The organism is Acidipila sp. EB88 (genome assembly GCF_003858395.1).
Lineage (GTDB): Bacteria > Acidobacteriota > Terriglobia > Terriglobales > Acidobacteriaceae > EB88.
Map to the genome: position 1 here is coordinate 3,354,416 of NZ_QWEV01000005.1, position 24,048 is coordinate 3,378,463.

The 24,048-nt window shown below is 55.7% G+C and carries 19 protein-coding genes and 2 pseudogenes; 13 read left to right on the forward strand and 8 right to left on the reverse strand.

The features are described 5' to 3' along the window. Nucleotides 1-41: 41 nt before the first annotated feature. Together D1Y84_RS14195 and D1Y84_RS14200 are read right to left on the reverse strand one after the other, a co-directional pair. Nucleotides 42-3,191, reverse strand: coding sequence for a sensor histidine kinase (locus D1Y84_RS14195; RefSeq protein WP_124849275.1), 3,150 nt, complete (start codon nucleotides 3,189-3,191; stop codon nucleotides 42-44). Between the two features lie 61 nt (nucleotides 3,192-3,252). After that, nucleotides 3,253-3,957 carry a response regulator transcription factor gene (locus D1Y84_RS14200; protein ID WP_124849276.1) on the reverse strand — a complete coding sequence of 235 codons (705 nt, stop codon included), beginning with the start codon at nucleotides 3,955-3,957 and terminating at the stop codon, nucleotides 3,253-3,255. A gap of 188 nt (nucleotides 3,958-4,145) precedes the next feature. Between D1Y84_RS14200 and D1Y84_RS14205 the strand changes: the two genes are divergently transcribed. Then, a complete protein-coding gene (locus tag D1Y84_RS14205; protein ID WP_124849277.1) occupies nucleotides 4,146-4,769 on the forward strand; it encodes a response regulator transcription factor in 624 nt (207 codons plus the stop codon). 185 nt (nucleotides 4,770-4,954) lie between these two features. Then, nucleotides 4,955-5,977, forward strand: a complete 1,023-nt coding sequence (locus D1Y84_RS14210) for a GlxA family transcriptional regulator (RefSeq protein WP_124849278.1) — start codon at nucleotides 4,955-4,957, stop codon at nucleotides 5,975-5,977. A gap of 82 nt (nucleotides 5,978-6,059) precedes the next feature. On the opposite strand, the gene D1Y84_RS14215 is transcribed toward D1Y84_RS14210, so the two are convergent. From D1Y84_RS14215 to D1Y84_RS14225, 3 genes are all read right to left on the reverse strand, one after another. Then, nucleotides 6,060-6,308 (reverse strand): anti-sigma factor, encoded by a 249-nt coding sequence (locus tag D1Y84_RS14215; protein WP_124849279.1) that lies wholly within the window; start codon nucleotides 6,306-6,308, stop codon nucleotides 6,060-6,062. Beyond that, entirely contained in the window at nucleotides 6,299-6,919 is a 621-nt protein-coding gene (locus D1Y84_RS14220; RefSeq protein ID WP_124849280.1) for a sigma-70 family RNA polymerase sigma factor, read from the reverse strand. The genes D1Y84_RS14215 and D1Y84_RS14220 overlap by 10 nt, the downstream gene beginning before the upstream one ends. 719 nt (nucleotides 6,920-7,638) lie before the next feature. Further along, complete coding sequence (locus D1Y84_RS14225) at nucleotides 7,639-8,772, reverse strand: beta-propeller fold lactonase family protein (RefSeq protein ID WP_199726416.1); 1,134 nt, start codon at nucleotides 8,770-8,772, stop codon at nucleotides 7,639-7,641. 238 nt (nucleotides 8,773-9,010) lie between these two features. On the opposite strand from D1Y84_RS14225, the gene D1Y84_RS14230 reads away from it, so the two are divergent. From D1Y84_RS14230 to D1Y84_RS14260, 7 genes are all read left to right on the forward strand, one after another. Further along, complete coding sequence (locus tag D1Y84_RS14230) at nucleotides 9,011-9,799, forward strand: cytochrome b/b6 domain-containing protein (RefSeq protein WP_124849281.1); 789 nt, start codon at nucleotides 9,011-9,013, stop codon at nucleotides 9,797-9,799. Continuing rightward, nucleotides 9,796-11,073, forward strand: coding sequence for a molybdopterin-dependent oxidoreductase (locus D1Y84_RS14235; protein ID WP_233581428.1), 1,278 nt, complete (start codon nucleotides 9,796-9,798; stop codon nucleotides 11,071-11,073). Before D1Y84_RS14230 ends, D1Y84_RS14235 begins: the two co-directional genes overlap by 4 nt. Before the next feature lie 1,093 nt (nucleotides 11,074-12,166). Then, nucleotides 12,167-12,565: a helix-turn-helix domain-containing protein gene (locus D1Y84_RS14240; protein WP_124849282.1), complete on the forward strand. Its 399-nt coding sequence runs from the start codon at nucleotides 12,167-12,169 to the stop codon at nucleotides 12,563-12,565. A 137-nt stretch (nucleotides 12,566-12,702) separates the two neighbouring features. Continuing rightward, complete coding sequence (locus D1Y84_RS14245; RefSeq protein WP_124849283.1) at nucleotides 12,703-13,191, forward strand: DUF4437 domain-containing protein; 489 nt, start codon at nucleotides 12,703-12,705, stop codon at nucleotides 13,189-13,191. Nucleotides 13,192-14,208: 1,017 nt separating this feature from the next. After that, nucleotides 14,209-15,450 (forward strand): condensation domain-containing protein, encoded by a 1,242-nt coding sequence (locus tag D1Y84_RS14250; RefSeq protein ID WP_158615495.1) that lies wholly within the window; start codon nucleotides 14,209-14,211, stop codon nucleotides 15,448-15,450. Between the two features lie 262 nt (nucleotides 15,451-15,712). Next, the gene (locus D1Y84_RS14255) at nucleotides 15,713-16,726 is read left to right on the forward strand and encodes a proline iminopeptidase-family hydrolase (protein WP_124849285.1); all 1,014 of its coding nucleotides are present in this window, start codon (nucleotides 15,713-15,715) and stop codon (nucleotides 16,724-16,726) included. A 288-nt stretch (nucleotides 16,727-17,014) separates the two neighbouring features. After that, nucleotides 17,015-17,719, forward strand: coding sequence for a hypothetical protein (locus D1Y84_RS14260; protein ID WP_124849286.1), 705 nt, complete (start codon nucleotides 17,015-17,017; stop codon nucleotides 17,717-17,719). Between the two features lie 108 nt (nucleotides 17,720-17,827). Here the strand turns inward: D1Y84_RS14260 and D1Y84_RS14265 are convergent, their stop codons facing one another. Together D1Y84_RS14265 and D1Y84_RS14275 are read right to left on the reverse strand one after the other, a co-directional pair. Continuing rightward, entirely contained in the window at nucleotides 17,828-18,793 is a 966-nt protein-coding gene (locus D1Y84_RS14265; RefSeq protein WP_124849287.1) for a hypothetical protein, read from the reverse strand. Nucleotides 18,794-19,398: 605 nt separating this feature from the next. Further along, entirely contained in the window at nucleotides 19,399-20,451 is a 1,053-nt protein-coding gene (locus D1Y84_RS14275; protein WP_124849289.1) for an ArdC family protein, read from the reverse strand. Nucleotides 20,452-20,700: 249 nt separating this feature from the next. On the opposite strand from D1Y84_RS14275, the pseudogene D1Y84_RS14280 reads away from it, so the two are divergent. Next, nucleotides 20,701-21,561, forward strand: a pseudogene (locus tag D1Y84_RS14280) (helix-turn-helix domain-containing protein); the annotation flags it as partial. Nucleotides 21,562-21,608: 47 nt separating this feature from the next. On the opposite strand, the gene D1Y84_RS14285 reads toward D1Y84_RS14280, so the two are convergent. Then, nucleotides 21,609-22,280, reverse strand: a complete 672-nt coding sequence (locus D1Y84_RS14285) for a hypothetical protein (protein WP_124849290.1) — start codon at nucleotides 22,278-22,280, stop codon at nucleotides 21,609-21,611. Nucleotides 22,281-22,864: 584 nt separating this feature from the next. Between D1Y84_RS14285 and D1Y84_RS14290 the strand changes: the two are divergent. The 3 genes and pseudogenes from D1Y84_RS14290 to D1Y84_RS14300 all read left to right on the forward strand — a co-directional run. Next, nucleotides 22,865-23,203 (forward strand): annotated as a pseudogene (locus tag D1Y84_RS14290) (SOS response-associated peptidase); the annotation flags it as partial. 28 nt (nucleotides 23,204-23,231) lie between these two features. After that, nucleotides 23,232-23,765 (forward strand): DUF4113 domain-containing protein, encoded by a 534-nt coding sequence (locus tag D1Y84_RS17980; RefSeq protein ID WP_255424384.1) that lies wholly within the window; start codon nucleotides 23,232-23,234, stop codon nucleotides 23,763-23,765. 75 nt (nucleotides 23,766-23,840) lie between these two features. Continuing rightward, nucleotides 23,841-24,035: a hypothetical protein gene (locus tag D1Y84_RS14300; RefSeq protein ID WP_124849291.1), complete on the forward strand. Its 195-nt coding sequence runs from the start codon at nucleotides 23,841-23,843 to the stop codon at nucleotides 24,033-24,035. The last annotated feature ends 13 nt before the right edge of the window (nucleotides 24,036-24,048 follow it).

Consider the following 24,048-nt stretch of genomic DNA (forward strand, 5'->3'; position numbering starts at 1 on the left):
CTGTACTCCAAGGAGGAGCGACGAGGGGCGCAGTAAAGAACTCAGACGCGGCCCACTTCACTAGAGTCATCAGCGGAGTTGCCCAATGGCCAACGAGATGGGTGCCATCCGAAGAAGGACATCACACGCACAAGGGGGCCGGCCGGCTCATGCCGGAACGCAGTATCTCCTGAAATGACAAGGCTGATCTCTGTCCCGCCCTTGCGCGGACTAGAAATAGAGACATTCCCTCCAATGCGTGCCGCTCGTTCTTTCATCCCCTGAAGACCGAAGTGACCGCGTCTTCCATTTTCCGCGATATTTGCGGAAATGCCCTTTCCGTTGTCGCGAACTACGACGCCTAGTGTCGTGCCGTATCGAATCTCAAGCGCCACTTCCGTAGCGCCGGCGTGTCTGCAGGTATTAGTTATAGCCTCTCGAACAATCGAGCGAATTTCTTCTCGGATAGCCGAATGAAGTGGCCGTGGATCGCCTAACACGGTGAAAGCCGCAGAGATTGTGTGGCCTTCACATGCTTCTTGTAGTTGTTTGTGGAGGCTGTCTGCGAGTTCGCCATAATCGAGGGTGGATGCCCTTAGCGCAAACACAGCCGACCGTCCCTCCGTGGTTGCGCGGCCAAGCCATGACGAGAGATGTTCGAGTGCTGTGCGCATTCGGATCTCGTCAGCTCCGGGCATGAGGGCTCGATCCGCAATCATCTTGCTGCTTTGGACCGTTTGCAAAACGGTATCGTGAAGTTCACGCGCCACACGGGTGCGCTCATTCAAGCGTTCATCAAACCTTGCTTTCATCGCAGCAGCAATGTAGTTGACGCGAAGGCGATAGGCGACCCAAGCTATGAGGATCGTAAGAACAAGAATGGCGGCCTTAAACCAACCTGTTTGATACCAGGCTGGCTTGACCTCGAATGCCAAGCTGTCGCCAATTTCGTTCCAAACCCCATCGTTATTGGAGGCGATCACCCGAAACCGATACTGACCAGGCTTCAAGTGAGTATAGAATGCCGAGCGACGCGTCCCGGGATCCTGCCAACTCGACTGCTGTCCTTCGAGCATGTACTTGAAAGTTACCTTCTGCGGAACACTGAGACTTAAGGCGGTGTAGCGAAGCTCGACATCGCTGACTTGCGGACCGATCACGAGGTTGGCCGTTGGTTGGAATTCCTGATGGTTCGCGATCAGAGCTTCGATGTGAACAGGGGGTGGCAGCGAGTTGTAGTTCAAGTGGTCCGGATTAACGACCTCAACGCCGCTCTCACTGCCAATCCAAAGGTGACCGTCCGAGGCGAGGGTCATCTGAGGGTAGAAGAGCGATCGAGAGAGTCTTGCTCCATCAAACGTGTCGATAAGACGAAAAGCGATCCTCGTATTGGTGTCCGCCCACCAGTGGTTTATTGCGGCAAGGTCGATCTCAACTAGACCACAGGAAGTTCGCATCCATAAAGACTGTCGTTGAGAGAGGACGAGACCGCTGACGTCTTGGCATGGCAGTCCGGCTGCCGAAGCCAGCAACCGGACTGTGCGGTTCTTCACTACCCAAATGCCCGAGTAGCTGCTGCGAAATACCGTGCCGTCGGCGGAAACGAGAAGATCATCTTGGGCGGAAAACTTCTCAGGGCCCTGGTACGCAGGTGTTCCATCGAACGGGATCCAGTCAAGTTTGCCGTTCACATAGTGCGCTAATGAGGTTGAGCCAGTGATCCAAGCCCCCTCCTTGTGATCGGAGGCTACTCGGAGAAACATCCTGTTGTCTCCTATGGCATCGATCACTTCGTCATTCTGAACGTGAAGAAGTTGTCGAGGTAGCGATCTGTTGTAAACGACTGCCCAAACGCTGCCGTCCTGCGCCAGCGCGAGGCTAAACACTTGCCCGGTTGGGTCGCCATTGGGACGTTTTACCACCTTGAGCCGGTTGTGATCGAGAATGACCAATTCGCTACCAACACCCATCCAGTAGCGACCGCCCTGATCCTCTAACATTCCCTGTATGTTTCCCTTGGGCATTTCAGCGGGCAGCGCGAGCGCTGAGACTTTTCCATCGCGAAGGACACTAACGGTATCGTCTATGCCGACAAGAACATTGCCATTTCGGGTGGCCAAAATCGATCGTACGTAGCTCGCTGGAAGCCCTTGATCCGTCGACCACGAGATTGCTTTGTGGTCGCGGAGGCAGTCGAGGCCACCATCGGTCGCTACCCAAACATTACCTTCTCGATCCTCACGAATGTCACGAACAGAGTTCCCAGAAAGCCCCAGGTTCCGGGTCATGTGGGACACAGTCCCGTTGTACACCTTATAAAGCCCGTCTCCACGTGTGCCGATCCAGAAGGAACCCTTGGAGTCGGAGTAGAGGGTCTGGACCTTTAGATCTCTAGTGTCCAAAGCTGGCAAAGAGAACAAGGTCTGTTCGTCTCCCACTAAGCGTTGCAAGCCTAAGGTTGGACCCGCCGTGTCAAAGCCGACGATGAGCGAGCCATCGTGCTGACGCTCCACGGAAGAGAGGCCTGCCGATCCCACTGGCAAACCGACGAAAGTGTGCGAAGAGACGAGCCCCTTCAATGGGCTCCAAACGATTAGTGTGCCAGACGATCCCAGGGTGAAGGTCCCATCCGGATTTGCGATGAGCCTCTGGCCGACCATGAGTGGAATTCCGTCTCTCTTTCCAAAGCATTTTGCCTGCGTTCCAGACACACGGCAGAGAGACGCATCAGGACGTCGAGATACCGTAAACCAGATTTGCTGGTTTCGGTCCTCGTCGATCTGGTTTACGTAAAGGGGTTTTGGGGAGGAGACAACGCTGAGTACTCCATTTTTCCAGGAGGCCAGATTTGTTGGGGTGCCGATCCACAACGTGCCATCATGAGCCGTATAAAGCGCGTTGATCTGATGGCCCGCGATTGCTCCCCAGCCCGGCGGTGTCCATTGTTGAAAGTGGATGCCGTCGAAACGCAGCAAGCCGGTTTCTGTTCCGATCCAAATATACCCGTCGCTGCCCTGAGCCAGCGCGAGCGGCGCAGAATTGAGAAGACCGTCTTCAAGCCTCCAGGTCGTACGACCGTATTGTGCAATTGAGGTTCGCGGGTCGACGGCAACGGCGAGCTTTGTAAACGCCAGTAATGGTAGGAGAGCGAGAACGAACCTGGTCAGTCCTCTGATCTGTGTCAACCACGAGTTTTGCAGGCTGGCGTTCATTGCGGGCAGCTTTCAGTCTAGCGGGAGCTGACTTTCATGAAAATGCATTTGCCGTAGAACTTTAAACGGATGCGGCACATGAGCGGTTCGAAGACGGACTTGGGGTGGAACTCTGAGCGGCCTGCGGCACAGATCGTGTTCGTATCGGTAACTGAAGTTTGAAACCCATCAAAATAAGCGCCGCCAGTGACTCCGCGTTCATTTTCCGCATCACGTTGCCTCGATGCACCTTTACGGTCATCTCACTGATTCCAAGCTGTAGCCCGACCTTCCAGTTTGCCACCCCTGCCGCAACGAGAGGAAAAATCACCCTTTCTCTGGGGGTCAGACGAGCATAACGATCACGGAGCAAATATAACTCAGCTTCGATCAAGCGCGTTCTTTTGCAGCGCTCAGCCGCGGAGTGCAGTGCGCTGACTACGCAGTCCTTCTGACATGGTTTAGTAAGGAATTCTATGGCGCCGCCTTTCATCGCGCGGACTGACATTGGGATGTTTGCGACTTCGGCAACGAACATGACTGACACCGCTGGCCACTTAGCCTTGATTAGTTGTTGCAGCTGAAGGCCATCCAGACCCGGCAGATAAGCCTCGAGAATGACGCAGATCACTCGCTTTTCATCAGCAAATTTGAGGAATTCTTCCGCTGAGCCAAATCCTCTCACCAAGAAACCCTCCGCGTGCAGGGTGTCCATCAAAGACTCACGAGTCGAAACATCACTGTCAACGATGACAACTTCTCCTGGCTGATCGACTTTCGTATCCATCTACATTCCCTAATTGTGACTTTCGTACATACCAAAAGCATCCTTTCTGGCGCTGCGGAACAAAACCTGAAAAATAGGGGCGATTTACCTCTGAAAATTCGGGGTTTGGACGCCAGATCAGTGCGCGATCGCCATAAAAGGGGCAATATCTGTCGTTATTCGTTTAGAATCTGCCAGGGTCCCCCATTTTGAACCTGTCTGCTCCAATACGAATTCTGTGCGTCGAGGATCATCCGGTCTTTTGGGAAGGATTACGGTTTATCGTCAACTCAGAGCCGGATTTAGCGGTGGTGGCTCACGCACGAAGTTCGGATGAAGCCATCGCAGGGTTCCGGGTTCATCGTCCCGACGTGACGCTTATGGACGTTCGGCTGGGCGAAGACGACGGGGTAGCTGCTGCTGCCGCGATTGTCAAAGAGTTTCCTTGGGCAAGGGTCATGATGTTGACGACGTTCGAAAGCGATGTACAACGTGCGTTGAAAGCAGGGGCCGTTGGATACGTATTGAAAAGCACGCCACAGTCAGAGCTTCTTGAAGCAATACGAAAGGTGCATGCAGGCAAGAAGTATGTCTCCCCAGAAGTTGCAGCACTTCTCGCCGACAGTGTGGCAGAAGAAGATCTAACCGCGCGGGAGCTTGAGGTGCTCAGCCTCGTCCAGCATGGTCTACGGACAAAACACATTGCTGACCGCCTCGGCATCGGCGAAGCGACGGTGAACTTTCATCTGAAGAATTTGACGGGAAAGCTTCAAGCGAACGACCGTGCGCACGCGGTGACAATCGCTCTGAAACGTGGACTGCTTAGGCTGTAGGCCGAATTCTAGCGGCAAACCCTACGGTGGCCTCCCTTCATTTTATCTGCGGTACCCAATGATTCAGGCATAACCCCTAAACCTATCAAAAATAGGGGGCAATCGGCCCCAATATGCAGAGTGTTCAAGGGCAACCTTCATGAGAAAGAATTTATATAGATTCAATTCCACGGAGGACATACAGCGTGCCGCATGGAACTCTCGTCCAACCTCGCCTCGTCGCATTCCTCGTCCTCCCGCCGGTTGATCTTCTCAATTTGACGGCGCTCTCTTCTGTTTTCTCGTCTGCCAAGATGAATGGTCGTACAGCCTACGTCACGACAATTTTGTCGCCGAACGTGGAGCGAACGATCCGAGGCGCCGAAGACACGGTGTTCATCAACTGCACGCCGATTTCCGAACATACCGGTCCCTTCGACACCCTTATTGCACTGGGCGGGACTTCAGTAATGGAATTGCCTCATTCAGCAGTCGACTGGGTCGAAAGTCGACTCGCCCTGACTCGCCGAATTGCGATCGTGGGCTCAGCAAGCTTCGCGCTCGCTTCAGCGGGCGTCCTAAACGGAAAGCGTATAACAACCCATTGGCGTTACGCCGAAGCTTTGGCACGCAAGCATCCCAGTGTCAAGGTGGATAAAGATACTATCTTTGTGAAGGACGGAAATCTGTATTCGACTGCCGGTCACATGGCAGGTATCGATATGGCGCTTTCCATGATTGAAGAGGACCTGGGACACGCACAAGCGATCTCCATAGCGAAAGATCTGATCGTCTACATGAGGCGTCCGGGGACAGAAACTCAGTGCAGCACGATGCTTGCTCAACAGGCCGACGTTGGAGGGACACGCATGCGTGACCTGCCGTCTTGGGCGAAAGCACGTATCACGCAACGGCTTGATGTCAGCACCCTGGCAAGAGCTGCTGCAATGGCGCCCCGCACTTTTGCCCGCCAATTTGCAAATCACTTCCATATGACGCCTGCACGATGGGTGCAATCACTCCGTGTGGAAGCAGCCCGGACCCATTTGGAAGCCGGAGGCGTACCTCTCAAGATGATTGCGAGCCTCACGGGCTTTCGAGATGAGCAAGCGCTCCGGCGCGCTTTCACGCAGCTTCACGTGGTCAGTCCTCGGGAATACCGCGATCGAGTCGGAAAGCTTCTGCGTGAGAATCACAGTCGGTCACAAAATCTTTTGTCCCACCGCTGAACTGCGTCATCAAGAAGCATCCGACCCGTCCTCAGTAGCCAAGATGGTTCTCTCCTGCACTTCGACTTTTTACAAACAACGCTTAGCCATTTGGAGGCGTACTCATTTCCGCTTGTAGACGATTATGCAGCCGTTCGCTAAACCCCAGTGGAAGTTCAAATACTCGATCATCCGCCATCAGGACAATGATGTTTCTCGTGCTATCGAGGATTGCAGCGCAAATCTCACATTGAACTAGGTGTCGCTGCACCAGGTCGCGAGTCTCCGGAGAGAGACCGTCGTCCAGATAGTCAGATATGAAGTTCCAGACATGTTTGCAGTCTATGACCATGGCCACCAGCTTCTTTTCCGCAATCCAAGTGTCTTCAGTTGAGGTGCAAGCTCTCGCTGAAGCATAAGACGAGCTCGATGGAGCCTTACTTTCACGTTTGCACCGGACAGTCCCAGCATTTGCGCTACCTCTGCACCATTTAAGCCCTCGACATCACGCAGCATAAAAACGTCTCGGTAGTTCCGTGGAAGTCCTTCAATTGCTTTACGAAGAATATCTCTCATCTGTTTGCGCTCCAGTGCCTCGGATGGAATCTCCCTCCAATCACGAAGAAGCGCCGGAGAGACGCCTCCCTCCTCCTCTGGGCTATCAAGCGAATCGACGCGCACCCCTACGTGGCTACGCAATCGAGAGCGCGCCTCATTCAACGCAATTGCGGTCAGCCAAGTGGCAAACGTTGCTTCAGCGCGAAACGTCGCCAGATTGCGAAAGGCTTTCAGGAACGCCTCTTGGGCGACGTCTTCAGCCTCTGCTTGTGACTTAACCAATGACATAGCCACCAAGAACACCCGGCGCTCGTGTGGACGAATCAGATCGTGAAAGAGGCGGGTGTCCCCGGCCAATATGGCGACGATCAACGCTTGCTCATCTTTGGCGTGAAGGTCTGACAAGCTACTCCTGTGCTGACGCGTGAACTTTAAGATCTGGGCCGACCTTTGCGGCTTCCCTCTGCCTGTATGACTACTAAAACCTCGGCAAGGTTACAAATATAAAACTCCACGTTCAACTACTGGCAACATTCACCGAGTAGTGTCCGCGCTTTAGAAGCAGATCGAGACCAGCAAAGTCTATTAGGAAGTGAGGGGATCCCTGCCATCTGCGAGAATTAACCCCTAATCACCTTGTAACGGGCTCCAAAGTTAGAGCGTCGGTGGACAACGATACCGTGATCGTGGGTTGAAGCCTGCTTTCTGCGCTGAAGCAAAGCGCCTGCACGGTTGCCGTCGCAAATGTGGGAGTGCAACTGGTTGTGGAAACGATGTCGCTAGTGAAACGGTCGGTTTTGGTGACACGCTGGGAAACCTTCACCGAATTACCTGGCTGCTAAGTGGGCTTCTTCTGGACGCGCTCTCGGGCTTTCCTACGCGCACGCTCTTGTTGCGGGCAAGAAGGTTACGCAGCCGTCCCGCTTCACGTTAGCGTGTTTTACTTCTCACTTGAAAACAGCGCCAAGCCGAGGCCCTACAGCCTGCACTCGATGGAATGAAGCTGGGATGGTGGCTGTCGAAGCGTATCTACACTTCAGGCGCTGTAACATGCGTTGATCGCTCGCAGGTGACGTTAGCGTTGCCGGAGGACAGAATAAACTGACGCTCCGGCGAAGCCCAGCTTACAAAGCTGCGATCCCGTTCAGGCCTGCTGAAGAAGGCAGTCCATCAAGCTCGCCCGCAAGCTGCAAGGTTCCGTCACCTTGGATCACAAAAACACTTATTGTTCCCGTGCCAGCATTCAAAGAAAACAGGTACCGTCCATCTGTGCTTGTCGTTATGTCAAGGTTTGCGCTGCCTGGAGGGTTATTTCCTACGATCGTAGACCCGATCGGCAACAACACTCCGTTAGGCTGAAGAGAAAAGCCAGAGATTGTGGAAGAGGCAGCGTTGGAGGCGTAAACCCACTTACCATTCGGTGTAATCGCATTCCAGCAGTCTGCACTTCCATAGGTGGGAAGACCCTGGGTTATTGGGGCTAGCGAACCACTGGGGGAAACAGCGTAGGAGGAGATAGCAGCTTGGCCGGTGGTGTTGGCGGGTCCCGTCTCGGACACAACGAGCTGCCGGTTAGGAGTAAATCTTGCAGAGAACACGCCCGGATCCTTGCTGGGAACAGTGACTAGCGTCTGCAGTACACCCCCTTGAAGGGGAAAGATGTCGATACTGTTTGTGTTGCGCTCCGTCACGGCTAACTCTTTACCATCCGGACTGATCGCGATCGAAGATCCACCTGCACCCGCGCCGCTCAAATATTTTGGCGCGCCGCCTGATGGTTCTAAATGACCACCGGCGGTCAATTGGAAGGTAGTGACGTTGCCCGCGCCGGCCCCATTTAGCACGTAAACCTGGTTCGACAACTCTGCTATCGAAAGCGGCTCGCTGCCACCGGATGGAACTTGATCGGTTAGCGTGAGCGTGCCTTCGTTCACGCGGAATACCGAGATGGTTCCACTTCCCGCGTTGGCTGCCAAGAGAAAACCGGCGTCGTGGGTAACAACGAGAGAGCCTTGAGATTGAAGGGGATCGATTGTGCCGCCACTACCTCGGCCACCTGTGGCAAAGCGCTTCACTTCGATGTAACTGCCGAGCACCTGATGGTAGGCTACGATTTCGTTCTTGTTGGCGGCATTTGACATGACAAAGAGGGTCTCGCCACCTGGCTGTGAAGCTACTGGAGCTTTGGCGAGCGCGATGGGAGCCAAAACCCCCGTAACAGCAACGATGGTCGCGATAGATCGAATGGTAAAGTTCACACTTCTCCTTTTACTGGCTCACCACAGCAGGCAAGGGCAATCAGCGGCTTTATGTCACTCCAGCTCTGTGGGTATGCATTGGAGTCGAAACTAGCGAGAAGGTTACACGCATGTCGCGGCGGAAAACGCTTCGCACAACGTGCTTGATTTGCAAATTAACCTGTAACCCATCAGGGAATTCTGCGTCGAATGTATGGCGCTGTGGGTGCTTACCCGGCGGAAGCGGAGAGGGAAGGCCATGTTGAATGATCGAAATTATGCCAATGAACTGCGTGCGGAGCCGTCCGCCGCGGCCGCCCCCAGGCCTACCATCCGTCTCGAGCGCAAGCACCTGCTCGCTATTCGCTGGATGCACTGGATCAACTTCCCAGTCCTGTTTCTCATGATGTGGAGCGGGTTGCTGATTTACTGGAATGATTCAGACAATGCCTACCATTATGCACATCAGGTCTATCGTATCGGTATTGGTAATGTCACTCTCTTTCGGTTCTTCCCAGAGTGGCTTTACCGCTGGCTGAACGTGCCCTACCACGTGACAAAAGGGCTCGGCGACCATTTTTTCTTCGGCTGGCTCTTCGCGCTCAATGGCGCGGCCTACATAGGCTACACATGGTTCTCGGGAGAGTGGCGCTTCCTGATCCCCGAACGTAAGAGCGTAAAGGATGCTATTCAGGTCACACTCGTTGACTTGCACGTGCGGAAAGGTCTGCCGGAGCAGACAAAGTATAACGGCGCTCAACGTATCGCATATTCATCGGTCATCGTAATGGGCGCAGGCATGCTTTTGACAGGACTGGCGATCTACAAACCGACGCAACTTCATTGGCTTACCAGCTTGATGGGAGGCTATGAGATGGCGAGGTGGCTACATTTTTGGCTGACCATGTCGTTTCTCGTCTTTTTCTTCATCCATGTCGCGCAGGTGGCGCTTGCAGGCTGGAACAACTTTCGCTCTATGGTAAGCGGCTACGAAGTGCAAGAAGTTGAGGCCGTCTCGATAGAAGCCATTCGGAGAGGCGGAGCATGACACTGGAGAACTATGATCCGAAGCGTCCAATCGTCGAGCAGCCATCTTCTTCTGAGAAGAGCGTTCCGGACGCGGAAAGTGGAAAAGTAGACTCTGCTGTCTCACAAGCAGAGGAAAGACTCTGCGACGGTCGATCTCTGATGGCAGAGGAGAACCAAAATAGGTCTCCCGGTGGCTTCGGAGAGTTGCAAGACACAGATTCAGATGAGTCTCGCCGAGCGAAAGAGAAACTAGCCCGCCGGGCAGAAGATGCCACGGCCGAGAACCCACTTTCAGCAGAAGGGCGTAGCCATTCCTCGGACGATCAAGTCTCAGAGGAGTCCCGAATACGTACGCGACGCTCCTTCCTGGTCGCGGGCGTCGCAGCGGGAGCCGGTTACGGCTTCTACTATTGGTCTCAGCATGCCCGCGAGAGCGAGATGCAGCCAGAACCTCTTCGAGAAGCCTTTGATAGCAATGCCGCGCTCTCGAGGTTCTTGCTTCGCGATCGAGTTCTCGCACCCACCTACCCTCTAAGCCGCGCAGAGGCCTTACGGGTGAACGGGGTTGCGGGAGTCAAAAGGCCTTTGATCATCGAAAGTTACCGCCTACAAGTAGTGGGTTCCACTCGCGGCCTTGGCGATCCTGCGTATAGCGCCGACGTAACCGGATGGGAATACCTCTACAGCGATGCGAAAGCGCACGAGGATCCCGGACGTGACACAAAGATCGATCCCAAGCTCGCGAGTGCGCCTAGGATGGCCCCTGCAGGTGCTCTCGATCAAGCAATGGCTCGAGAAGGACGAACTGAGCAACGCCGGCCACGCCGGGGTCTTGAAGAAGCAGGGGAGAGTCGCAGTACGCTCGGCCCCGGCACAAGTGGGCTTCTGCTTACACTTCAAGATCTGCAGAAGCTGCCCCGTCACGAACTCGTGACTCAGTTTAAATGTGTTGAGGGATGGAGCCAGGTTGTGCATTGGGCAGGCTTCCGCATGATGGATTTCCTTGAGCTATACCCCCCTGTGCCAGGAACGCGCTATGTCTACATGGAAACGCCCGATGGCGACTACTACACTGGTTATGACCTGGAGGTTTGTCGCCACCCGCAAACGCTACTCGTCACCGAGATGATGGGTGCGCCGCTCACACAGCTCCATGGCGCTCCGCTGCGGCTTCATATGCCGACGAAGTACGGATACAAGCAAATTAAACGCATTGGGTTAATCGCTTACACCCGTGACAAGCCCGATGACTACTGGACCCGACTCGGATATGACTGGTATGCGGGACTTTAACGCGCTCGAGGTCTTGGGAACACAGAGAGGGAACTCACACTCGTATTTCAAGGAGGTGCCTCGTTCTGTCGTGAACGGTAGATTATCGGACACTTGTTTCCCGTGAAGGATGTCCTTGAATGTGCATGACCTGCCAACATGAAGGCTCGCGGATGAGATCGTTCCTGCCGTTGTTGCTGGGGCTGTTTCTTAATATAGGGAGGAGTTCAATGTCCCGCCAAGCTAGTTCTTCTATTTCTCATTCTTTGTGCGGCCTGCGTGCATGCTCGAGGTTCTGAAGCCCCAAGCCCCTTTACCGCGGTCCTATTTACGATTGAGCCGCGGATCCCACCATCATCTGGAGACCATGGCACTAAGCAGTGGTGGTTGTTCTATACGAACCGTCGGGCCGACATAACGCCTGCATCGCCTACAGATGTTTCGTGGCTGCATGGAACTCATATTGAGATCGCCATGTCTTCCGACGGGGCCCACTGGACTTACAAAGGCATAGCTGAGATCCCAAACGCAAAGCCAGACTCAACATTCTGGGCGCCTGAGATCGTTGAAGTTCGCGGCAAATACCACATGTACCTCACTCTCGTTCCTGGCATCTTTAAGGATTGGAATGCTCCCCGTACGATTGATCACCTCACGGGTCGGGATCTAGTGCACTGACAGGGGAACAGGTCGCGATGTAGCTCATCGGTGAGTTTCCGGTTTGACAGGTTCTTGGCTGTGGCTGTTCTCACAGGCACGCCTTGGCCCTGGCCCACGCCAGCCAGGGTTGCAAGTGCAAGAGCCTGATTCCTTTACCGAAGGGCTTCTCCGCAGGGGCGGTCTGCACAGGCGACGTAGGGACGCGGAAGATAAAGGTGGCTCTTGCGCGCGCTAGGAACAGAGCCCATTAGCGAGGTTTGGCTTCTTTAAGTGTGCGAGTGCGCGCTCAGAACTTGTGGGTGGGCGTTGCGGGCGGAGACGGCCTACTGAGGTGGGTAGTGAAGGACACCACGCGGCGCAACCAGGTAGGAGACGTCCCCCCGTCATCCAGCAACGAGAATCCAAGCTCGCTGTGGCCACATCCAAGGGTGTTGTAGTCAAAAGGATGAATGGTATGGCGGATGCTCCAAGCAGTGCGAACAAACTGAACAATCCCGCCCCACCGGATGTGTTCGGAATCAGCTGTCCCTCTCGTGGCCTCCTGGAACGCCTCGGCGAACGATGGACCATGCTGGTTTTGATTCGTTTGAAAGATCGACCTGTGCGTTTTGGGCAACTGCGGCGAGACATTCAAGGGATCACGCAGAAAATGCTGACGCAAACACTTCGCCGCTTGGAGCGCGATGGATTGGTTTTACGACACACTGTTCGCGAGAAGCCCATCGCCGTGGAGTACCAGCTAACCGAGATGGTGAAGAACCTGATCCCAACACTTTTGATCTTGAAGCAGTGGGTAGAGGCGAATCATTCGGCTGTCCTCGTATCGAATGCGGCTTATGACGCAAGAAGCTAGAGGAAGAGCTGTTTGTGAACAAGACGTCACGCGCTAGTTCCTTCAAAGTGCCTGATTGACGCTACGAATAAGGCACCGATAATGAATCCATCCTCTAACAGGAAACGCAATTCATTGTTGTTTGCGGATAGGAGATCATGGCGATGCAGGTGCAACGTTTTGTTTTATGCAGCATATTCCTGGCTGGATTTTGCTGTTTTTCCCATCAAGCCAACGCGCAGGACGTCGCGAAGCATGATGGAGTTAACACCGGTAGTTCGGTACAGATTCCCGATGAGAAAATTCCACGCGTTAAGACGGGCATCGTGCAACACGGTGGTGAGATCCTTATCGGACCGGCGTATGGAGATGTGCAGAACGGGCATCACGGAACGTTCTTGTACTTCCCCGCTAACTGGTCAAGCCTCGAGCACACTCACACGTTTGATTACTATGCGGTGGTTATCAAGGGCACGATTCAAAACCCGCGGGTGGGGGAGACCGATGCTGTGAAGCTCGGCCCTGGATCGTACTGGTATCAGAAGGGCGGCGAACCTCACTGGACGAAGTGTGTATCCAAGGAGCCTTGCACTGTTTTCCTCGTAAGCGAGGGCAAGTTCGACGCCCAGGTGCTCGAGAAGGAGTAGTGGTTCTACGGCAAGCGACCGGGTAAGATGGGGAGGGCGATCCTCTCCATCTTTCTTTGCAACTTACAAACGGCAGATCGTTGCCGGCGCGCAAAACCTGCGACGGCCGAATGCCGTCAATGGTGCAGGTTGGGTGTGACTTGCAGAGCACGAATTGCTCCGAACCCCCATGCTTAAACGAGGCATCTACACCGCTGAAGTACCCTGTTTCGCCAACTAGTCAGATTCCCGGTGCAACTGCATAAGCGCAGCGCGGAAGAGGCTTGGGAGACCAATTGCGCCGCGCGATCGGGCAGAACCCTTAAGGACGCTTGGTTTCGGCATCTGCACGCGTCAGCGTGCCCATCGTTCTATCCAAGAATGACGGCTGCGCCGTCGCCCGTTCGAACGGTCTGCCAAGACAACGAATGACACTTGAGAAATAGTAGCCCTAGCTGTTCGCTCAAGAGAGCGGTTATGGCGAGTTGGCTTCCGCTACGCAAAGGCGGGAGTGATGATCACGAAGCTTCTGCACTAGGCTATACGGCGACCAGCGCTGTGGGGAGACATAGACCGTGAACGGAGGGAGCGTGTTTGGAAAACACTGCATCCTGAGCGCTGGCCCAAAGGACGCTACATGGACGTTCCAGATAGAGTTTCGTTCTACCAGTGGACGACACGGTGGAACGAACTACCGTCAGTGGGAACGCAATAACGATCCGCCGACGGCAAGAAAGGTCCACTGTACAGAAGTGTCATTGTAGGACCTAAACCATTTATAGATATGAGCTTACACTCGCCTCGTGTTTGTGAAATGTCGAGCTGGCGCGAAGTCGCTGCCGTTAGCATTTCTCGTTTCGAAAGGTTGAGATGTTTCTTCCGTTGAAGGGTTGAATCATGGTTGAGGTGCGTCCTCATCCTTCGCCTTTCGTATGGTCTAAGCGCCCGACAGTGCTGGCGCGTAACTTTTCGCACGGCAGTGTCTCTAATGCAAAGCCACTGGGGAATGATCAACCATTGGCGGCAGAAGGAGACATCATGCAGCATCATAACGGCCGTCCCTTAGGCGCCGGCGAGCGTTTCTTTTACCTTGCAGACCAGTGGGTTCCAAAGCATTTCGTTCTTGCCGCAGAAATACAGGGTGTAACGACTATCAAACAGTGGCGGAGCGCGCTTGACCAGTTACAGTCTAGGCATCCCTTGATGAGGACGCGTATAGTTCGGGACGACAACGGGGATGTTCGCTTCGAAGAAGGTGCCTGTGCCAAGATCCCGCTACATGTCGTTGATAGGCGCGATGAGCGCAACTGGGAACAGCATGTCGCCGATGAACTTGCAGTACCATTCTCATTCGTGAATGCTCCCTTGGTTCGCGCACGACTGCTTCGTCAGCCGGAGGGGACAACTACGGTCGTACTGGTGTTCCACCATTCCATCGCGGACGGGCTCGCCGGAATCTACGCTCTCGGTGATCTGCTGAAGGCGCTAGCAGGTGGCGAGCTTGAGCCATTGCCTCTTTTGCCATCCCAAGAAAAACTGCTAAAGCCACTTGTGGAGATTCCAAGAGAAGCCGCTGCTTCGGCATTGCCATCATGGCCATCGAGAAGTGTCGTGAATACGGCGATCCATCGCATCTCCGTCCAATCTAAGAAGCTCCCTGGCATTCTTACAGAATCGCTTCGAGCAAGAAGTCGCGCTGAAGGAACAACACTGCACGGGACACTTGTCGCCGCTTTGACGCTTGCCGGCAGTGAACTATCAGAACAGTGGAAACGTACACCGCCTCGCGTTATGTCCCCCGTAAACCTTCGTCCCATGCTGCAAATCAATGACGAATGCATGCTCTCGATCATCTTTCCCATCGGAACCTACCCGATTGAAGGAGTCGAGGGGTTCTGGAGCGTCGCGCGGCAAGCTGTTCGGGATCTGGAACCAGCCAAGATCCCACATGTCGTCGAGCAGGTATTTAAGGCAGTGGCAGACCTAACTGCTCCACCTGCTGAGCCCGCGCAGGTGGGCGGCTTCATCGAATCCGTCATCGCCGCCCACATGATGGTTTCTAACCTTGGTGCTGTCCCCTTTCCCGCAGAACGAAACCAACTGCGCGTTACGGCTGTGTGGGGCCCGGCAACGCTTATCGGGACGGAAGGCGAGCAGATCATCGGCGTCGCTACCCTCAACAACGAGCTTCACCTCGTCCAGAGCAGCTACACACCGATCATCGGCCTTCTCGATAGAACAGCCGACATTCTGAACATTATGTCCCAACCCGTCTGCTGAGTGACCCGTTAGCGAATGCAAGAAGCAGTTCTCGCTTCCTCATGTCCGAGGACTGCTCTCAGCCTCGCGTTTATCGATTTTCAAAGCGGGTTACTCAAGAGTTATGCCACTATTCCGCGCAATCAGCCGAAGCTTGTAACCAAACGGCGCCGTCGCGTTTCAAATAGGCAAGTGATAACTCCGGCCACGCCATCTGCGCCGCCGGCAATGATACCTCACGTATAGTCGGGGGTGCCCCGCACTAGAACGTAAAAGGAGCAAGATGGATCGTCGTAGATTTCTGAGAGCAGGGGTCGCATCGATTGCTGCGGCGTCCAACAACTTCGCAGATGCTATATCCAACACTACCCAAACGACGGTCGAGACACGCTCGCAAGATAATCTTAATCCCCCGCACATTCTTACTGCTGGGATTCGCATGGTGCCGGTGGCGAACGGAAAGTACAAAGTGTGGACGAAACGAATCGGCAGTGGCAGTGTGAAGGTATTGCTACTGCATGGAGGACCTGGCTTCAGTCACGAGTACTTAGAAGCCATGGAGTCGTTCCTTCCACAGGCTGGCATCGAGATGTACTACTACGACCAACTAGGTTGCAACAATTCCGATCAACCTGACGATCCTTCATTGTGGACCCTTCCGCGCTATCTTGAAGAGGTCGAAGAGGTCCGTCGAGGCTTAGGGCTGGAAGATCTTGTGCTTTATGGCCACTCCTGGGGCGGGATACTTGCGATGGAATACGCGTTGAATCATCCAAGACATCTGCGCGGTCTCGTCATCTCCAATATGACCGCTGGAATTACTGCATACTTGAGGCGTACTGCGCAGTGGAAGCTCAGACTCGCACCAGACATACTTGCAAGACTGAGGATGCTAGAGTCAAAGGGTGCTTATGACTCGCCCGAGTACCAGCAGATCATGACTGAAGATCTTTATCCTCAAATGATCTGTCGCACCAAGCCGTGGCCGGAACCAGTTACGCGGGCCTTCCGGCATGCGAACGAGAGGATCTACCTCCAAATGCAAGGCAAGAGCGAGTTTCTCGTTACAGGGAACCTAAGAAACTGGGAGCGATGGGATCGGCTTCCTGAGATCAAAGTAAGAACACTCACGATAGGGGCACGCTATGATGAGATGGATCCGGAGGACATGAAAAAAATGGCGACCCTGATGGGGAACGCCAGTTCAATAATATGTGAGAATGGTAGCCATCTTTGCATGTGGGATGATCAGGCATTCTACTTCCAGCATCTTCTCGCTTTTCTAGAAACCGTCTGATCGCTGTCGCTGCAACTGCTGTAAAGCCCGTCGACGGAGGCAGAACCGGTCTTCGAAGCTCTGTCCCACCAGGACTCTTGCACTAGAACTCAAGATGCTAAGCTAAACAAGGGGCTCTACATCACGACTACCCCAGTGTTCACTTGCATTTGATTCAAGCTGCGCGACTGGTCATGCACAAAGACGGCATCATCGAAAGTGTCAGGACTGAAGCTGCCGAGAAGCCGACTTTGGGGTCTTCCAAGCGACCGTAGAGCAAGGATCACCCATCCTGCTATTATTCGCGGCATGCGGATTGGGGATGCTCTGGGAGTTCTGACTCGTTGGGCCATCGGCTTCGCGTTCGCCTTCCTACTTGCGACGGGCGCGGCCCAGCAGAAGACCACTGCTCCACTGCCTTCAGACCCGGTACCGATGCCTCCGGACCTTGCAGCAGACTCTTACGAGATCTACTCGGAACTTTTACCCGGCCGTGAGATCGAGTGGGGCGATGCTCCGCGATCATTTTGGCTGCTGGAGGAAACAACCAAGGCACAGCCTCTTGACACTCCTTGTGCGACCAGCGGCGGGATGAACCCTCACGAGGCAATTCAGCCGCCTCAGGCACAGCAGGCAGAATTCGCGGAAGTCCTGGCCGACTTTGACAGAAGATGTCATGAACGATACGGCCTCGACGCATCGAAGTTTCACTTGAAGCTGCCGGTCCGGTTGCTTGATGAAAAAGGTCAGGAGCGGTACACAAAGCGTGTCTCAGGCTTCGTGCCACCCCGAGACACCGTCATGCAAGCGCCGCCCACGCCACAGGAGTTCGATGGCGCCGCGGGCATGCACAGTTTTACAGCGGTGTACTTCAACAAGGCGCATACTCTGGCCATGACCCAAATCGGCATGTACTGCGGCGGCCTATGTGGGAATTGGACCTGGGTAGTGTTAGCGCGCATGAACGGTCTATGGCAGCCTTTGCCCTGGGCGATGATGTCAGGGGTTTCCTGATTGCTGAGAATGCACGCGGCTTGTGGAGTGTGCCTGAAGGCCGGCTTACCACTGGCGCCATGTCTTGCCAGCGGCTCCACTGCCTGATTCACTTGCCCTCCTGTCTACTCATCGCGAGCAGGGACGACCAAGCTGCTCAAGTCGAGCGAGGGTGTCAGCTGAGGGTGCTGAAAGGCATAGCGCGGCTTGCGCCAACGCTGCTTCGCGCGGACTCTGCTCGACCAACTCGAAGAGCCACGTGGTCGCCTCCTGCCGACGAGTCAGCGCGATGGCCGAAAGCAGTCCTTTCCTGAACCATGGATCCTCGAGTGATTCAGAGTGCTCTTCGGATTCTGAAAGCTTCTGGAATTTGTAGCGCTCTTTGAGCATGCGGAACCCCTCGACTGTGTGTGTTGCGGAAATCGCCATCGCGGCTTCCATCCCCAGCTCGTCTTCGACCTGCATGAACTGTTGAACCCACTCGAGTGCGGAGGTTCCCTCGATCTTCAGCACGCCCTCATAGCAGGCGCCAACCACCTCAGGCTCACGGGAGCCCGATTGCGCGCGAAGACGCAGCAGCAGGCTGCTCGCCTCGGTACCGACCTTAGCGATGGCTTGTGCCGCAGCAGTCCGCACCACCGGCTCGCGGTCTTGTAGAAGCTGAACCATGTGCTTCAGTACTTCGAAATCGTTGAGCTCGGTCTGTACGAGTGCAAGTGCGCAGCAACCTCGCAGCCCCGCGGCTGTATCGGTCAAGGGGTACCACCCCTCAAGCTGCACATGCCGTATGCCGGCCAGAAAAGGTGCCGGATCCTGATACTCGAATGCGGCCAAAGCTCGTGCCAAGGCGAGCTTCCCGGCGCACTGTGGGTCACTTTCTTTGCCGGCTGCCAGAAGGCGCTCGAACGCTTCGACCACAACTGGGGTCAACTGCTTCAGGTCATGGTGCGCAGCCACCTCCGCGGCCCGTTCCACGATGGAAGCTGAGCGGTCCTCCAGGGCACGCCTGACTGCAGCTTCAGCTTCTCTTGCGGGGAGGTCCTTCAACCTTCGCAGGACGCTGCGTTCCTCTGCTATGTCACGGCCACGTGCCATGAGTGTGTACGCTCCTTCAAGAATTCCGTTCCGTGGTTGTTAAAGGCCCAGAGTGCCTAAGGCCTATGCACGTCTGGCTGCTCGGCATGGGTTACTCTAAGCTCCTATGGCAAAGACAAATCTACTTTCTACAATCGACCAGGCGATAGCAGCTCTCAAAGAAGCCCGCAAGGCGCTTGCGTCAACAGCACGGAAGACAGGCGGAACGACCCAGAGCAAGGGTGTCGCGAAGAAGGCCAGCACGCAGCCCGCACGCAAGAAGAGCACGATGAGTGAGGAAGGGCGAGCGCGCATTGCAGAAGCACAGCGCAAACGTTGGGCTGCTCAGAAGAAGGCTGCGAAGAAGACGTTACGCGCTGCCGCCTAGTTCGGCATCAAGGCTGGGCCGAGCCGGTGTGACGTGTACCGACCTTTCAGAAAGCGAATCGTCAGATCGGCCCCAGCATGTGGGGCATGCGAACAGAGGGAAGGGAAGGGTCGGTGCAGGGCAGGAGACAGGCCCTGCGCGCCCGCTGGCGCGTGATCCTCTCTTTGCGGACCACAAAAGAAACGGCCAGGACAAAGCCCTGGCCATGCATGCATGCTTTGTTTCGGACGATGGCTGATCACGCTGCCTGCGTGCGTGCCTCCGCGAGGGAGTCAGCAACTTCTGCATCCTTGGCCATATCCCCGGTGCGCTCGCTTTGCTCGTCTTCGAAGCGCGTTCCAAGGATGCAATCTACCGCTTTCTGGGCGGCAGCAGCGGCCGTAATCATCAGGCGGCTATCTCCTTCCAAAGCTTTGATCCAGTTCTGGATGTAGGCTGCAGTGTTCCGTTCTGTGTCTTCGCTGCTGATGCCCGCGATCGTCGCCAGGAACGCGGCTCCAGTCTCCGCGATCAGCTCTTCTTTGCTGTACTGATCGTCCCCAAAGTGCGCGCCAAAGGTCCGGGCAAGACGGCTTTCATGGCCGGTGCTGTGAATCAGCTCGTGGAACAGGGTTGCGTAGTAGTGTGGCGTGTCCACAAAGCGGTTCCGTGCTGGCAGGTGTACCGCGTCGGTGCTCGGGCGGTAGAAGGCGCGGCCTTCGTGCTCATCGTCCAGATGCAAGGTTGGGCGGCCTTCCCAGCCCGTGACGATGCTTTCGCACAGATCGTCGGTGTCGATCACGGGGCGATCGATGTGGGGCTCTGCCAGGGCGAGTCCGTTGCATTGCTCGACGTTGAACACGGTGTACGTGCGGCACAGGAAGCGGTCGCGTTCTTCTGCGTCTTCGCTGCCGGGGGCCACTGGCGCAGGTGCGCCTTCCGTCGTTTGCTTCGCAAGCTTCTTCCAGAAGACGATCGGCGTGCCTTTCTCCCCTTTGCGCACCGTGCCTCCCAGCTCCTGCGCCTGCTTGAAGGTCAGCCAGGAGTTGGAGGCATATGGCGAGCCCCAAAGCAGAAGCACGTTGATGCCGCGGTAGGGTGCGCCGGTGCGGTAGTTGGACGGGAATGCTGTGCCTTTGCTGTTGCCCTGCCAAGGCTTGGACCATGGAACGACGCCGGCCTTGAGAGAGGCGAGGATGCGGGCGGTGACGGTCTCGTAGATGTTGAGCTTGGGGGCGGAGGTCTTTTTGCTGGCTGGCTTCTGCATGGGTGGGAACTCGCTCTGGAGTGGATTGGCTGTGTTTGTTCTCAAACACGCCTTGGCCCAGGCCCACGCCTGCGGAGGTAGCAAGTGCAAGGGGCGGATTCCTTCCCCGAAGGGCAGCCACCGGCTGGTCTGCACAAGCGCAGCGCGGAAGATGAAGGTGCCCCTTGCGCGCGCGAGAGGCGGAGCCTCTGAGCGTACTTAGCACTTGCGTTACAAAACAGACCAAAGACATGTGGTGCAGCACGCGCGAACCCTCATGGTTCCTGAGCTTTGGTCGGCGCACGATGATGCGGTATGCCTTGGAAAGAGAGTCGTATCGTGGATCAGCGCCTGCAGTTCCTGTCGAGTTACCAAAAGGAGGAGATGTCGCTGTCGGACCTTTGCCGTGAGTTTGGAGTCTCTCGACCGACTGGGTATCGATGGATCAACCGCTACAAGGAGGTCGGGCCTGAAGGACTACTCGATCTAAGTCGTAAGCCGCACGGGTGCTCTCATGCGACGTCGGAAGTTGTTGAGAACGCGATCCTGGCACTGCGGAATAAGCACCCGAGCTGGGGAGCCCGGAAGCTCAAGGCGAGATTGGAAACGCTGCAGCCAAAAGTCATCTGGCCAGCAGCCAGCACCTTTGGCAACATACTCAGCAGGGCCGGTCTCACGAACCCAAAGCAGAAGAAGCGGCGCACCACGCTGTACTCTGAACCCTTCTCCACGGTCACGGCAGCGAACCAGCTGTGGTGTATGGATTTCAAGGGCTACTTCAGTACGGGCGACGGCGCACGCTGCGATCCTTTCACCATCACCGACGCTTACAGCCGCTATCTCATCCGCTGCCAGACAGTCTTGCGCATGGACCTAAGTCAGGTTGCCGCGGTCTGCGAAGCCGCTATGAATGAGTACGGAATGCCTGCCAGGATCCGTACTGACAACGGTGCTCCGTTCGCCGGAAATGGGCTTCTGGGCCTATCGAAACTGTCGATCAGCTGGACGAAGCTGGGTATCGTGCACGAGCGCATTCAGCCAGGCAGGCCACAGCAGAATGGTCGTCACGAGCGCATGCACCGCACGCTCAAGGAAGACACAACGAAGCCACCGGCTCTGACTTTACGGCTACAGCAGAAGAAGTTTGATCGCTTCCGGCAGATCTTCAACCATGAACGGCCGCACCATAGGGGTGAGCGTCCGCATCGCACCGTTCTGATCAGTTATCCCTTGGAGCCGCCGGCGGCTTGCCTTGCTTTCAGGTCGTCGTCGGCATACTTGACCCAATTTGCGAGCGTGGTGGGCTCCATCAGCCCGTTCACGCGGTTCCTGAAACTCGTGATGCGCATAAAACTGTCCCACTCACTCGGGTAATCGCCCTTGATGCCGACGACCTGCCACCAGATGAATATCTGACCGAACAGATCCACGGCCTCTCTTTCATCAATGAGCTCCTTCGAGACGGCAAACTCCATCGCCTGGAAGAAGCCCACGACGCGCCAGAGCGATTTGGACTCTTCCGGATGCCTCATCTCGATGCCTACCGCGGTCTCGTACGGGAACTTCAGCAACAACATGTTTGCGTCGGTCCGGGCCTCGTAGAGGGGATCGGTCCATTCGCGGTGCATCTCGAACAGGCGCTTCGTCTTCTCGTAATGTTCCTGCTTCGATTGGGTCGCTTGCTGGATGTTAATGGCGATGTGCGCAACTAAACCCAGACTGACGATGGACAGCAGGGGCGATGCCAACCCGCTCACGTAGCTGGCGAAAGCTCCCCATTCCGTGGGCGTCTGCCCTACGGGCAAAGGGTGAAACCATGCCGCATAGAAGAAAACCGGAAGGAGAGAGAGCAGTATCGACGCAAGAACGATGCTCTTGACGGTGAGAGTTCGCATATTGCGCGGAATCTTATCATCTACTCAGCTTTCAGGAGGGCCTGCTTTCCGGCCATCCCGTTAATCCTTTCAGCGTCTTCTTCGCCGCGCTGAAGCCCTCGTCCGTGCATTCGAATGCGACGGACGAGAGGGCAGGGAAGCGTCTCGTGCTGGACTTGTACCTTCGACCGAACGGTGGAATGACCGGGCGGCATTAGCATCCCGAGATCCGCGAACAGTTTCGCGTGGTGAAGGGATGCCTCGCTTACACCCTTGAATGGGGTGGCGAAGACTGGGGCCGCCGGAGAGAGTGTGGACGTAGCTCCTAGTACACTGCATGTTTTCTGGAACCCCGATACAGAGGAAGCGTTCGCTCGCATCGATGTGCAGCCTGCAGAGCGTTCTCCTGCTCACACCAGTGGCGGAGGCCAGCGGGGCAGCTAACCCGAATACCTCGCCCGACCTGCATCAGAGATGCTTCCTATTAACCGGCTTGATCGATCAGGGCTTTGAAGCGCTAGACAACTAAAACGCTAACACTCTGAAACGCTGGACCGTATACACGGAAACCCACCGCTAGGTACCTTGAAGCTAAGGTGGAGCTGATGTGTGGACGTTACGGTCGTCGCAGCGACAAACAGAAGATCGCGGAACACTTTCGCGCGAAGCCTTCACCGGCTGAGCTGCCAATGCCTGATGCCGACTACAACATCGCGCCGACAACTCATCAGCCCATCATTCGGCAGAGTCGCGAGACGGGTGAGCGGGAAATGACTCTGGCCCGCTGGGGCCTAGTGCCGTTCTTCACAAAGGATCTGAACGACGTCAAAGGTCTCTCGACGATCAACGCGAGATCGGAAACGATCACCAAAGCTCCGACGTGGCGTGAACCTTTCAAGAAACGGCGCTGCCTGATTCCCGCCTCGTTTTTCTACGAGTGGCCGAAGGAAGGAAAGCCTCCCAAGGAAGGGAATCGCCGTGACACGCAGCTTCGGGGCGCCGGTGACATCCTGGCAGCAGATGAGGGAAGCGATCGCAAGCTACGCCACGCGAGCGGCGGAGAAGATGCGCCGCTACAAGGTGGCGGCAGAGAACATCTTCGTCTTCATGCACACGAACACCTTCAACAACGATCCGTTCTACTCGAATGGGGCGTCGGCTCGCTTTGCAGAAACGACAAACGACACCGGGGAGGTCGTCGCCCTGTCCGTGCACCTGGGCCAGCGGCTTTGGCGGGATGGCTTCCGCTACGCGAAGTGTGGCGTGATGATTACAGAACTGCTGCCGGAGTCAGTCCGGCAGCCGGCACTGTGGGGAGAACTGGACCGGGAGCGTCGGGAACGGGTCTGGAGAACCATGGACAAGCTCAACGCAACACTTGGACGGGGTACCGTCAGGATTCTTGGAGCTGGCCCTAAGGATGCCCTCTGGAAGCTTAGGGCGGAGTATAGGTCACCTCGGTGGACTACGCGATGGGAGGAAGTTCCAAAAGTCTTGGCGCGATAGCCTCTCTCTTGCTTTCTCTCTCTCTTGCTTTCTCTCTCTCTTGCTCTCTCTCTTCCTCTGTGCTAGCTTTCGTCCATGAAGCTGACCGAAAGCACGCTCCGGGAAGATCCTCGAATCGAACGCTTGTTGAAGAACCCCAATTGGAAGCCAGCAGCTGAGGCCGCTATGGCGTTCTACTTCAACGGGACGGATTGTCCGATCGCCTCATGGCAGAAATCTTCGACATGGGCGCAAGTGAAGATGGTGCTCGAAGAGCTCGGGAAGAAGTAGGCGGAGGGAAAAG

Bases quoted from the DNA above. Each gene is read 5' to 3' on its own strand.
- D1Y84_RS14195 (WP_124849275.1), bottom strand. From the start codon at position 3,191: ATGAACGCCAGCCTGCAAAACTCGTGGTTGACACAGATCAGAGGACTG.
- D1Y84_RS14200 (WP_124849276.1), bottom strand. From the start codon at position 3,957: ATGGATACGAAAGTCGATCAGCCAGGAGAAGTTGTCATCGTTGACAGT.
- D1Y84_RS14215 (WP_124849279.1), bottom strand. From the start codon at position 6,308: ATGGTCATAGACTGCAAACATGTCTGGAACTTCATATCTGACTATCTG.
- D1Y84_RS14230 (WP_124849281.1), top strand. From the start codon at position 9,011: ATGTTGAATGATCGAAATTATGCCAATGAACTGCGTGCGGAGCCGTCC.
- D1Y84_RS14235 (WP_233581428.1), top strand. From the start codon at position 9,796: ATGACACTGGAGAACTATGATCCGAAGCGTCCAATCGTCGAGCAGCCA.
- D1Y84_RS14240 (WP_124849282.1), top strand. From the start codon at position 12,167: ATGGCGGATGCTCCAAGCAGTGCGAACAAACTGAACAATCCCGCCCCA.
- D1Y84_RS14245 (WP_124849283.1), top strand. From the start codon at position 12,703: ATGGCGATGCAGGTGCAACGTTTTGTTTTATGCAGCATATTCCTGGCT.
- D1Y84_RS14250 (WP_158615495.1), top strand. From the start codon at position 14,209: ATGCAGCATCATAACGGCCGTCCCTTAGGCGCCGGCGAGCGTTTCTTT.
- D1Y84_RS14255 (WP_124849285.1), top strand. From the start codon at position 15,713: ATGGATCGTCGTAGATTTCTGAGAGCAGGGGTCGCATCGATTGCTGCG.
- D1Y84_RS14260 (WP_124849286.1), top strand. From the start codon at position 17,015: ATGCGGATTGGGGATGCTCTGGGAGTTCTGACTCGTTGGGCCATCGGC.
- D1Y84_RS14265 (WP_124849287.1), bottom strand. From the start codon at position 18,793: ATGGCACGTGGCCGTGACATAGCAGAGGAACGCAGCGTCCTGCGAAGG.
- D1Y84_RS14285 (WP_124849290.1), bottom strand. From the start codon at position 22,280: ATGCGAACTCTCACCGTCAAGAGCATCGTTCTTGCGTCGATACTGCTC.
- D1Y84_RS14300 (WP_124849291.1), top strand. From the start codon at position 23,841: ATGAAGCTGACCGAAAGCACGCTCCGGGAAGATCCTCGAATCGAACGC.